General features: G+C 30.8%; 3 protein-coding genes. All 3 read left to right on the top strand.

The genetic code is table 11. The annotated features are described in order from the left end of the window. Window positions 1-14: 14 nt before the first annotated feature. From AJ886_RS04955 to AJ886_RS04945, 3 genes are read left to right on the top strand one after another with little or no spacing between them, the layout of a single operon-like run. Complete coding sequence (locus tag AJ886_RS04955) at window positions 15-1,094, top strand: phage tail protein (protein WP_070287292.1); 1,080 nt, start codon at window positions 15-17, stop codon at window positions 1,092-1,094. A gap of 9 nt (window positions 1,095-1,103) precedes the next feature. Further along, window positions 1,104-1,610 (top strand): DUF4376 domain-containing protein, encoded by a 507-nt coding sequence (locus AJ886_RS04950; RefSeq protein ID WP_070287290.1) that lies wholly within the window; start codon window positions 1,104-1,106, stop codon window positions 1,608-1,610. After that, on the top strand, window positions 1,607-1,978 hold the full coding sequence (locus AJ886_RS04945; protein ID WP_002909498.1) for a DUF1353 domain-containing protein: 372 nt from the start codon (window positions 1,607-1,609) through the stop codon (window positions 1,976-1,978). The genes AJ886_RS04950 and AJ886_RS04945 overlap by 4 nt, the downstream gene beginning before the upstream one ends. Window positions 1,979-2,169: the final 191 nt, after the last annotated feature.

Raw genomic sequence — 2,169 nt, 5'->3', positions numbered from 1 at the left:
AAAGGAGTGTATTAATGGCAAAAAGTGAATACTATACCATACTAACAAAAATTGGCATTGCTAAATTTATTGCCGCAAGAGCAAGTGGAAATGGTATCAATTTAAAAAGCTTTAAATTAAGTTCAAAAGTTATTTTGCCCAGCGAAGAAATGCAAAGCTTAGAAGAGATTGTATATGAAGCTAATATTAGTAGCAAAAGCGTGGATGAAAGCAATCCAAACTATGTGAATTTAATGTGTCATGTGCCAAGCGATGTGGGCGGGTTTGAAGTTAATGCAGTAGGCATTTATGATGAAGCAGGAGATTTGCTTGCAGTAGGAAATGTCCCACGCACTTATAAACCTATCTTAAAAGAAGGCAGCGCTAAAGAGCTTATGATAAAAATTGTCATGGAGCTTTCTAATGCAGAGGAAGTTATTTTAAAACTAGATCCTAGTGTGATTATGGCAAGTCGTGATTATGTGGATGCTATTAAAGTGGAACTCAATCTTAAAATTGATGCTTTAACACAAAAATATGATGCAGAGTTTAAAAAAGTATGGGGTGAGTTTGCTAAATATCTTTTAGAAAATAAATTTAATACAGAAATTGCCAAATATGTTACTTTAGCTACTAATCAAACCATTACAGGAGCTAAAGACTTTACCAAACTACCTACAAGCTCTATAAAAGCTACAAATGACAATCAATTTGTAAATTTAGCTACCTTAAAAGAAAATCAACTCAATTTGAAAGATCCAGAACTTTTAGCATTGATAGGGTTTAATACTTATCTTGATGGAACTTCTTTACTTAAATCTCATTCTATGTCTAATAATGTGATATACACAAATACAACAGGAGGAAAAACACCTATTGCAATAAAAATTCAACAAATCGATAATGTAATCAGTCAAGCTAGTATTAGTATATACATAAATAATTCTTTAATAAAAAAAATAAATGCTATACAATACACTAATTCAACAAATAAATATATTCCATTAACATATTATGAAGGTATTTTGAAACCAAATGACACATATAAAATAGAATTGTTTAATATTGTTGTAGATAAATCAAATATTGAGGCAACAATTTTAAATGTCAAATAAGGAGAAAAAATGAAATATTTTATAGACAAAAACAATAATAATCAAATTTATGCTTATGAGGATGAAGTGAGCGATGAGCAAATTAAAACAGGTTTAACACCTATTAGCGAAGAAGAGTTTAATGCTTTAACAAGTCCTCCTAAAAGCGAAGAAGAGCTTTTAAACGAGGCAAAAGAGTTAAAAATCAACGAGATTAATACAAAAAAAGAAAATATTTTAAATGGTGGATTTTCTTTTAAAGGTAAAATCTATCAAAGTTCTAATGAAGATCAGTTAAGAATTAATGGAGCAGTAACCAATGCTCTTGTTAATCCTAATTTAATTCCTTATATTGATTGGATTGCGCTTGATAATACAACTACAAGATTTAGCGTAGATGAGTTTAAACTTTTTGCAAGTAGCATGGCTTATTTTGTGCAAGAGACTATTTTTAAAGCAAGTGCTTTAAAAGAAAAAGCTAGAAATGCACAAAGCAAAGAAGAACTTGATTTAATTGTTTGGGAGAGTGAAAAATGACTAAAACAGAATTAAAAAGGGTTTGTGTAAAGCCCTATGATAAAGACAGATTTGAAGTAATTAGTGATTATGCTTTTTCTTTGCCAAATTATAAAGGCATTGTACCACAAGGCTTTAAAACAGATGGAGCGAGTATCCCACGCCTTTTTTGGTCTTTGTTTCCACCTTTTAAAAGTGAGTATTTTAGCGCTTGTGTGGTGCATGATTTTTTATGCGAAAAAGCAAATTCAAGAACTGATTATAGGACAGCTGATTTAGCATTAAAAGAAGCTATGACTTTGCTTGGATGTTCTAAGTTTAAAATCTTTGTATTTTATCATTCTTGCAATCTTTATCATGCAATAAAATGCTTGATAAAAGGAAAATAAAAAAAGGTGAGCTACCCACGCAGTGGGACGGGGGCTTTCTCAAAGAGAGTGCAAAGCACAAGAGTAAAAGCGACTTTGGGCGGATTTTATTCGCACAAAGTGAAAGCATAAAAAGGAGTTAAAATGAAAGATTATGGAATTTCTTTTATTCCAGATATTAATCAAGGCTTAATAGAGCCAAGTGAACCTAT

This window comes from Campylobacter sp. BCW_6465 (assembly GCF_001762815.1).
Lineage (GTDB): Bacteria > Campylobacterota > Campylobacteria > Campylobacterales > Campylobacteraceae > Campylobacter_D > Campylobacter_D jejuni.
This window is presented reverse-complemented; position numbering and strand designations above follow the sequence as displayed.

Coding starts and splice junctions, on each gene's coding strand:
- AJ886_RS04955 (WP_070287292.1), top strand. CDS start 15: ATGGCAAAAAGTGAATACTATACCATACTAACAAAAATTGGCATTGCT.
- AJ886_RS04950 (WP_070287290.1), top strand. CDS start 1,104: ATGAAATATTTTATAGACAAAAACAATAATAATCAAATTTATGCTTAT.
- AJ886_RS04945 (WP_002909498.1), top strand. CDS start 1,607: ATGACTAAAACAGAATTAAAAAGGGTTTGTGTAAAGCCCTATGATAAA.